Origin of the sequence: Rhabdobacter roseus (assembly GCF_014202275.1) — a bacterium.
GTDB lineage: Bacteria > Bacteroidota > Bacteroidia > Cytophagales > Spirosomataceae > Rhabdobacter > Rhabdobacter roseus.
In genome coordinates this window covers 111,699-120,489 of record NZ_JACHGF010000013.1, presented here as the reverse complement: position 1 = coordinate 120,489, position 8,791 = coordinate 111,699, and the positions used below count along the sequence as shown (strand labels likewise).

Genomic DNA, 8,791 nt, shown 5'->3' with positions numbered 1-8,791 from the left:
ACTGGGGAAGCAGGGTCGTTTTTTCCAGGTCCGTGGACCGGCTCGCGATGAGGAGCTCCTGCCGGGCGAGCCGCAGGTAGGGGTTGGACGAAATTCCCGCCGTGTCCGCCAGGGCCGCCGCAAGGTCGCGCCGCAGCGCGCCGCTGCTGTCCGGCAAGAGAAGCACGGGGCTGTTGGTGATGGCGCGGAGCTGCTCCCGCAAGGACGCCGTCTCGGCCCGGTTGCGGATCAGCAGCGCCTGCACGTCGGCCAGGGTGCTCTGGGCCACGGAGTACTCCAACTGGTTGCCCTCCCCCGTGCGGTAGCGCAGGTCGGCGGCCCGCACGAAGCGTTCGGCCCGCTCCAGTTCCAGCCGCAGCAATTCCTCCCGGCGGTCGAGCAGCCGCAGGCCGTAGTAGGCGTTCCTGATGTCGCGGGTCAGGGCGGCGCGGGTCACCTCGACCGAGAGCCGGGCCCCGTTCACTTCCTCGTCCAGGAGCCGGCGGCGGGTTTTACCGACACGCGGGTGGGGCAGCGTCTGGGTGAGGTTGAAGCTGTTGTCGAAGCGGTAGCTGTTGTACTGCCCGCCCGTCCAGGTCAGGTCGGTTTTGGGAATCTCGGTTCCGGTGCCCAGCAGGGCCTGCCGGTAGTCCACCCGGAACACCCCCGATTTGACTTCCAGGTTGTTGGTCATTCCGGTGCTCATCGCTTCGTCCAGCGTGACGCGGCGGGTCGTCGGCTCCTGCGCCGAAGCGGCCCAGGGAATGCCGATCGTGGCCACGAGGAACACGATCAACGCCTTCCCGTTGATCTTTTTGGCAAAGCGCTTCTCGACCATCAGGTAGAGCGCGGGCAGCACCAGCAGCGTGAGCAGCGTGGCCGTCACCAGCCCGCCGATCACCACCGTGGCCAGGGGCCGCTGCACCTCGGCCCCGGCCCCGTGGGAAAGGGCCATCGGCAGAAAGCCCAGCGACGCCACCAGGGCCGTCATCAGGACGGGCCGCAGACGGGTTTCGGAACCCCGGAAAATGACCTCTCGCAAGTCGGTCATCCCCTCGCGCCGCAGGTGGTTGAACTCGCCGATCAGCACGATGCCGTTCAGCACCGCCACGCCGAACAGGGCGATGAAGCCGATGCCCGCCGAGATGCTGAAGGGCATGCCGCGCAGCCACAGCGCCAGCACGCCGCCGATGGCCGACAGCGGGATGGCACTCAGGATCAGGATGCTCTGGCGCAGGGACTGGAACGTGAAGTACAGCAGCACGAAGATCAGCAGCAGGGCGACCGGAACCGCCACGCTCAGCCGGGCGCTCGCCTCCCGCAAGTTCTGGAACTGGCCGCCGTAGGTGGCGTAGTAGCCGGCGGGCAGCTTCACGTCGCGGTCCATTTTGGCCTGCATTTCCTCCACGATGCTCTCTACGTCGCGGCCCCGCACGTTGAAGGCCACCGTGATGCGCCGCTGGGCGTTCTCGCGCTGGATCTGGTTGGCACCGGGCTTCATTTCCACCCGGGCCACTTGCTCCAGGGGAACCTGCTGCCCGTCGGCGGTAGTGATGAACAGCTCCCGCACGTCATCGATGGTGCGGCGGCTGGCCCGGTCGAGGCGCACCACCAGGTCGTAGCGCCGCTCCCCTTCGTACACGACCCCCGCCGCGCTGCCCGCGAACGCGGTGCTCAGCGTGCGGTTGGCCTGCTCGATACTGATGCCGTACCTGGCCAGCTTGGGGCGGTCAAACTCCACGACGATCTGCGGCAGGCCGCTGACGACCTCCACGTACAGGTCCTGCACGCCCTCGATCTGGTTGGCCACCCGGCCCACCTTTTTGGCCTGCTCGGCCAGCACTTCGAGGTTCTCCCCGTAGATCTTGACCGCCACGTCCTGCTTCACACCCGTCATCAGCTCGTTGAAGCGCATCTGGATGGGCTGCTGAAATCCGAAGGTGACGCCCGGAATGGTCTCCGTCAGGTACTCCTGCATCTTGTCGGCCAGCTCTTCCCGCCCCGAGGCCGCCGTCCATTCCGACTTCTCCTTCAAAACCACCATCACGTCCGCCGCCTCCACGGGCATGGGGTCAGTGGGGATTTCGGAGGAACCGATCTTGCCCACCACCTCGACCACCTCGTCGGGAAACTCTTTCAACAGCAGCCCGGCGGCCTGCTGCACGGCGTCCGCCGTTTCCGACAATGAACTGCCGGTCAGCACGCGGGTCTCGATGGCGAAATCACCCTCGTCGAGCTGCGGGATGAACTCACCGCCCATATTCAGGAACATGACCAAACTGAGGGCGAAAAGCACCAGCGCCGTGACGATGACCACCACCTGCCGCCGCAGGGCGAAGCCCAGAACGGGCGCGTAGAGACGGTAGGCTCCGGCGATGAAGCGGTCCGAGAAGTTGGGCTTGTGGTTGGGTTTCTTGCTCAGAAACAGGGCTGAGACCATCGGCACGTAGGTCAGCGACAGGATGAACGCCCCCAGGATGGCGAAGCTGACCGTTTGGGCCATGGGCCGGAACATCTTTCCCTCGATGCCCACCAGCGCCAGGATGGGCAGGTACACGATCAGGATGATGATTTCTCCGAAAGCCGCCGAGTTGCGGATCTTCGAGGCCGACTCGTACACCTCCCGGTCCATTTCGGCCTGGCTGAGTCGGTGGTCGTATTTCTTGGCACCGATGTGGTGCAGGGTTGCCTCCACGATGATGACCGCCCCGTCCACGATCAGCCCGAAGTCGATGGCCCCCAGGCTCATCAGGTTGCCCGACACCCCGAAGAGCTTCATCATGGACACCGCGAAGAGCATGGCCAGCGGGATGACCGAGGCCACCACCAGTCCCGCCCGCAGGTTGCCCAGCAGCAGTACCAGCACGAAGATGACGATCAGCGCTCCCTCGACCAGGTTCTTCGACACGGTTCCGATGGCGCGGTCGACCAGCTTGGTGCGGTCGAGGAAGGGGTCGATGGCCACCCCCTCGGGCAGGCTCTTGCGGATCTGCTCGACGCGCGCCTTGACGTCGTCGATGACCGCCGAAGAGTTGGCTCCCTTCAGCATCAGCACCAGCCCGCCCACGACCTCGCCCTCGTCGTTGAGGGTCATGGCCCCATAGCGCACGGCGTGGCCGAATCGCACCGTGGCGATGTCCCGCACCAGGACGGGTAGGCCCTGGGCGGTTTCCCGCACCCTAATGTTGCGGATGTCGTCCAGGCTGCCGATCAGCCCCTCGCTGCGGATGAAGTAGGCGTTGGGCTGCTTGTCGATGTAGGCCCCGCCCGTATTCTGGTTGTTCTGTTCGAGGGCCGTGAACAACTCGTCCATCGACAGGTCCATGGCCCGCAGCTTATCGGGGTCGATGGCGATTTCGTACTGCTTGAGGTAGCCTCCGAAGCTGCTCACGTCGGCCACGCCGGGCGTACCCAGCAACTGCCGCCGGACGATCCAGTCCTGAACGCTGCGCAGCTCCATGGCCGTGAATTTATCCTCATAGCCCGGTTTGGCCTTCAGCAGGTACTGGTAGATTTCGCCCAGGCCCGTGGTGACCGGAGCCAGTCCGGGGGTCCCGGCACCGGGCGGAATCTTGTCCGCCGCGTTACCGAGCCGCTCTACGACCTGCTGCCGCGCCCAGTAGATGTCGGTGCTTTCCTTGAAAACGATGGTGATTACCGACAGGCCGAAGCGCGAGATGGAGCGAATCTCCGTGATGTCGGGGATGGTGGCCATTTCGGTTTCCACCGGGAAGGTGACCAGCCGCTCGACTTCCTGGGCGGCCAGCGAGGGGCTGGTGGTAATGACTTGGACCTGGTTATTAGTGATGTCGGGGACGGCGTCGATGGGAAGTCGGGTCAGCGAGTAAATCCCCACGGCGATCAGCGCCAGCGTGAAGAGTCCGATCACCAGCTTGTTATGAATGGAGAAATGGATGATTTTGTCCAGCATGAAAATTTGGATTTAGTGTAACAGGATTTTCCGGCCAAGACCGGGCGGTCGGGGCGTGGGAAACTGACGGGAAGGATGTCACACTAAGCTCTGGGCGGCTGCCAGACGGAAGAAGCCCCGCCGGAAGGAATGGCGGAGGTGTAGGGGGATGCCGAAGGCCTGGCGAAATCAGCGGCAGGCTTTTCGGGTAGGTAAGTTTTCAACACGGGGATGTCCATGCCCGCGCAGCAGGTGCAAATGCAGAAGGGGGAGCAGAGGTCCGGCAAATCATGGGGAGGCTGGTTAACTGTTGCACTCATTGAGATTACAGGTGGGATACCCAAGCTCACAACTTCTTTGTCCTGGCAAGGAATGCAGGACAGGAGTATAGTGTAGACGGCCAATATATAGAGTGCAACCTTCATAGAGCCGCAAAGATAGGATAAAAAAACGTGCAACAGGGAGGCATTAGAGATGAAATAGGGCAATTGCATGAAAGATTTTTCTAAGAAAGTGTTGTAATTTTATTTTTCAGGTTATTTTTTAAAATCCCGAAACTGGTTAAATTTCATCTATAACAAGCCTTCAATGCTTAGATTCAAGTAATAAACGCAACGTTGGATAAAAAAAGCCCGGCTGCCCAGATTTGGGCCATGGCCCAAATCTGGGCAGCCGGGCGGCATCAGAAAACTTCATACTTTTGGGTCGCCAAACTCAAAACAAGTATGAATCATCTAGCGCTGGAACAAAGGTACCAAATTTCCGACTTGCACCATGCAGGTCACTCACGGGGCCAGATCGCTCAGCAGGTAGGCGTCCACAAATCGACCATCAGCCGCGAATTGCGGCGCAACAGTGACGGGCGCAACGGGGCCTATCGGCCTGAACTGGCTCAGCGTAAGAGTGAAGAGCGGCAAAGGGCTAAACCCAGGAAAAAGCGCTTCACGGCTCCCATGCAACAGTACGTGGTGAGAAAGCTCAAAGAGGATCTGAGCCCTGAGCAGATCGCCGGAGAAGCAAGGCGGAAAGGTGTGGATTGCGTCTGTGCCGAGCGCATCTACCAGTACGTGTGGACGGACAAAAAACGAGGTGGGAGGCTCTACCGCCATTTGCGTACCAAGGGCAAGAAATACGCCAAACGGGGCAGTTTGAGGGGGAAACGGGGTCAGATCCCGGGTCGTGTCGATATTGACCAGCGTCCTGAGATTGTCGAGCAAAAGCAGCGGATAGGTGACGTTGAGATGGACCTGGTGGTCGGCAAATACCATAAGGGAGCCCTGCTGACGATCAACGACCGGGCTACGGGGATGCTGAAAATGGGCTATGTTCAGAGTAAGGAGGCCGCCGTCGTGCAGGCCAAGGCGGTGGAGTTGCTCTCGGACTGGAAAGCACTGCTGCACACGGTCACCACAGACAATGGAAAGGAGTTTGCCTATCATAACAAGATCTCCGAAGAACTCGGGGTGGACTGTTATTTTGCCAAGCCCTACCACAGTTGGGAGCGCGGCGCTAATGAAAATTTGAATGGACTGGTCAGGCAGTATTTCCCGAAAGGAATGAATTTCGGCCGAATCACAGAGCAGAGAGTTAACGAAGTAGTTGACATGTTAAACCAAAGGCCCAGAAAAAGATTCGGGTTCAGATCACCCCAAGAAGTTTTTCAAAATGCTACCCTAAATAACGAGGGTGTTGCGTTTATAACTTGAATCCGCCATGTAAAAAGAATACCGAACCGAAAACTGACTATCACTTTCATTCAATTACCCTAGAGATGAAAAACATTTGTATAAAAATTTTTAGTTGAGGGTTAATTACTCAATAGTATAATTTTCCCAGTGAACTAATATTATCCTGAATTAATTCACAATCAATTGCCCATCGTCTTTTCTATTCTTACTTAACGCAGATGGAGGTGCTTGTCGAATGTCATTTTAGAAACCCCAACCGATTTAACGATCTTATCCACTCCCAGTTTACCATCCTTATAATAGACTTCGGCCAGCATGGCCTTTTTCTGGGCTTCGGACGATAGTCCACGCTTCCTGCCGTCCTTCCTGCCCCGGACCACTTCCAGACCAGCCTTGATTCTCTCCCGAATCAGGTCACGCTGCTGTGCGATAGAACTCGCAGGAGACCCGAAGATATTCAGCACCAGCCGGCCCTGGGGCGTGGTGGTGTCAATGGAGTCCGTCAGGCTTTTCAACCCCACGCCCCTGCTTTCAAAACCGGCCACCAGTTCAAGCAGGTTTTTCAGAGCCTGCCTTGTCGCCGTTCGGCCGGAACCGTCGAGCTTGTAGATGCACAACATATCCCCCTTCCAGAGCTGAGAAAGCATTTTTTCCAGATCCGGGCGATACGTCTTGACACCGGAGGCCTTTTCCTGAAAAATGATGTTGCACCCGGCCTTAGCTAGGGCGTCCATCTGTAGTTCCAGGTTCTGGTCCCTAATTGATCCCCTTGCGTAGCCGATCAGTATCTTGAATAGTTCCTTTCAATTATTAGGAATATAAAATTAAACTTTGATTTCTATACAAGTTTTATATACAAAAAGGGCTGTTTATTGCTCCTTTTTATGTTAACCGGCCCTGTTGGAGATGTGTACATTTAAATCCACATTTGATTTGACTACCCAGAGTCCTGTGTCGTCCTATAAATTGTTATTTATGATTAGCCTGTGGAGTACATGTGAAGGAAATGTGCCAAATTTACAGTTTCCTCATAATGGTGTTCTTCATATGGTATATAGAAAAGGGGTGAGTTATGATTTAGAGCAAATACAGATTCTGGCTTTGAGCTCATGGAGCCAACTTCAAAATGATTTATCGCCTGAGAATTGGCAAAGGCTATTCAAAAGCCTCAGCAATAGAGAAACATACGTAGAGCTTCTGGAGAAATCGTGCTCTTTCGTATGCGAAAACACTGACAAGGAACTAATTGGCATGGCCTTCCTCGTTTCCAGCGGCAACCCCACAGATATTTTCCTGTCTGAGTGGTGTTACATAAGGTATGTGTCCGTTGCCCCTGAGTTTGCTGGCAGAGGCATAGGGAGACGGTTAGTAGAAAAATGTATTGAGTTAGCGAAAGAAACCAGGGAGCAAACCATCGCCCTTCATACTTCTGAGATAATGCACCAAGCCCGGCACATCTATGAGAGTTTGGGATTTACGGTACTGAGAGAGATTGAGCCAAGAAACGGAAAGAAATATTGGCTTTACACTCTTGACATTGCCTGAACACCTGTGCATAAATCTAAAAATGGTGGTAATCTAATATCCTATCTTTGGAACAGGATTCTAAGATACCTGTATATGTGAAATGCCTGAAATTATCAACATCCGCATCGGTTTGCCGGGAAGTAGTAAGTGGGTGGTGTATACAGACCTTCTCCCTCCCTTTCCCATATCGTTTCATACTATTTGCTAGGAGCACCAAGGACAAATGCTACTTTCCTGATTGTGAAAATTAAAATATACTATTAGTCCATGTTGCCGGCGTAAACGAAAGTCTAATTCATATCTTGATATTGTATATGATCAAAAAGTTAGGTCCATAAAGACACTCCCTTTTTTTAACCTGGACCTACTTCCTGGACCTCATTTTTCGCTATCCTGAAAAGAGAACCCCACAGGTCAGGCGGGTTTCAGAAAGGTATGGCTTATTGGAGCAGATTAACACCGCAACCAATTGTATTAGTGCCCTTTATTGATCCATCAGACTTATAGCACTTTCAGTATTAGATCATCTCTACCTGCGTATGGATTACCTTAATCCAAATTCTGCCACGCTGTAAACCATCGTCTTCCTTATTCCAGAAATAGTTCTGTACCCCAAGTCGAAGGCACAAAACACAGCCCTCGCGCCTCCCTTTGTTTCCACTCGCTAAGCAAAGATTGGTATTTCCTCCGCCCGAAGTTGATAAAATCGCTATTCCCTGGGTATTCGACCTTCCAGATATTAAACGGTTTAACTTTTTGAATAGCAACGAACATAAACCGACGCTTTACTATTTCCTCAGCCCCAAGTGAATCTAGATAGAAGGCCGCCTGTCGGTCGTAATCGTATTTTAAGCAGCTGGCTACAAAGTCTTCTCGGGTGCGGCATGAGGTGGATTTAATATCGACAACCAAACGGTTTTTGTATACGATATCCAACCGCGATTTTAAGGCCAATCCAGTTTCTAAGTCTTGCCAAAGACGCACCTCCTCCTTTGAGGAATATTGGAGAATCCATTCGAGAAATTTGTCCTCACGGGCAACTGTGGCCAGTTTATTGACCAATTCCAAATCCACCTTTTGAGGGTTTGTTCCGCTTTTGCCCGGTTCTAAAATCATTTCGTGTAAGGCAGTACCGAAAGCAAAAGCCTTGACTGGTTTTCTTTCAGGGCGGCCAAACAGGAAGTTTCTGAATTCCGTGAGGTCGCTGTTACTGATACGGGGAATTGAACGATACTCCATATACGTATTTGGTATAATGGCCCGATGCACCGGGCATCGGGCCGGGTTGATAAAATTACTTTTACAATTCGTCCCACGGGATAAACCCACACCTTGGTTCCAAGTGCGAATTACCTAAGAACAAAATTTGAGACTCAATTTCCTCAACGGACAACGTGGTGCTTATCATCTGACCTTCCCCGTTAAACCCACAAATAAGGCCGTTTCCAGTAATAGGAGTATTTGCTCCTTTGAACCAAAATTTTGGTGGCTGGGGATGATGCAAAAGTCCTTCCTCGTCGAGCCAAAGGTCGTTGTTTCGATTAATGACCACACGTTCTACTATCTGGCAGTCAATGGCTTCATACATAGCCTCTAAGGTGTCTTCAATTTGAATTTGGTAAACTTCCTTTTTAACCACGTCGATTTTAATGGCTGAGATAAACATATCAGTAAAGTTTTGAAATGG

7 protein-coding genes are annotated in these 8,791 nt (G+C 54.4%); 2 read left to right on the top strand and 5 right to left on the bottom strand.

The genetic code is table 11. The features are described 5' to 3' along the window. Both HNQ92_RS25595 and HNQ92_RS25590 read right to left on the bottom strand, forming a co-directional pair. The coding region (locus HNQ92_RS25595) for a CusA/CzcA family heavy metal efflux RND transporter (protein WP_184178828.1) at window positions 1-3,910 on the bottom strand (3,910 nt) is incomplete at its 3' end. 83 nt (window positions 3,911-3,993) lie between these two features. Then, window positions 3,994-4,209, bottom strand: a complete 216-nt coding sequence (locus HNQ92_RS25590) for a hypothetical protein (RefSeq protein WP_184178826.1) — start codon at window positions 4,207-4,209, stop codon at window positions 3,994-3,996. A gap of 405 nt (window positions 4,210-4,614) precedes the next feature. Between HNQ92_RS25590 and HNQ92_RS25585 the strand changes: the two genes are divergently transcribed. Further along, window positions 4,615-5,595 (top strand): IS30 family transposase, encoded by a 981-nt coding sequence (locus tag HNQ92_RS25585; protein WP_184178824.1) that lies wholly within the window; start codon window positions 4,615-4,617, stop codon window positions 5,593-5,595. Between the two features lie 191 nt (window positions 5,596-5,786). On the opposite strand, the gene HNQ92_RS25580 is transcribed toward HNQ92_RS25585, so the two are convergent. Then, complete coding sequence (locus HNQ92_RS25580) at window positions 5,787-6,359, bottom strand: recombinase family protein (RefSeq protein WP_343063046.1); 573 nt, start codon at window positions 6,357-6,359, stop codon at window positions 5,787-5,789. 193 nt (window positions 6,360-6,552) lie between these two features. Between HNQ92_RS25580 and HNQ92_RS25575 the strand changes: the two genes are divergently transcribed. After that, window positions 6,553-7,122, top strand: a complete 570-nt coding sequence (locus HNQ92_RS25575; RefSeq protein ID WP_184178822.1) for a GNAT family N-acetyltransferase — start codon at window positions 6,553-6,555, stop codon at window positions 7,120-7,122. A gap of 570 nt (window positions 7,123-7,692) precedes the next feature. Here HNQ92_RS25575 and HNQ92_RS25570 read toward each other — a convergent pair. Together HNQ92_RS25570 and HNQ92_RS25565 are read right to left on the bottom strand one after the other, a co-directional pair. Continuing rightward, complete coding sequence (locus tag HNQ92_RS25570) at window positions 7,693-8,343, bottom strand: PD-(D/E)XK nuclease-like domain-containing protein (RefSeq protein WP_184178820.1); 651 nt, start codon at window positions 8,341-8,343, stop codon at window positions 7,693-7,695. 61 nt (window positions 8,344-8,404) lie between these two features. Beyond that, window positions 8,405-8,770, bottom strand: a complete 366-nt coding sequence (locus HNQ92_RS25565; protein WP_184178818.1) for a DUF3846 domain-containing protein — start codon at window positions 8,768-8,770, stop codon at window positions 8,405-8,407. Window positions 8,771-8,791: the final 21 nt, after the last annotated feature.

Excerpts from the sequence above, each read along its gene's own strand:
- HNQ92_RS25590 (WP_184178826.1), bottom strand. The coding sequence starts at position 4,209 with ATGAGTGCAACAGTTAACCAGCCTCCCCATGATTTGCCGGACCTCTGC.
- HNQ92_RS25585 (WP_184178824.1), top strand. The coding sequence starts at position 4,615 with ATGAATCATCTAGCGCTGGAACAAAGGTACCAAATTTCCGACTTGCAC.
- HNQ92_RS25575 (WP_184178822.1), top strand. The coding sequence starts at position 6,553 with ATGATTAGCCTGTGGAGTACATGTGAAGGAAATGTGCCAAATTTACAG.
- HNQ92_RS25570 (WP_184178820.1), bottom strand. The coding sequence starts at position 8,343 with ATGGAGTATCGTTCAATTCCCCGTATCAGTAACAGCGACCTCACGGAA.
- HNQ92_RS25565 (WP_184178818.1), bottom strand. The coding sequence starts at position 8,770 with ATGTTTATCTCAGCCATTAAAATCGACGTGGTTAAAAAGGAAGTTTAC.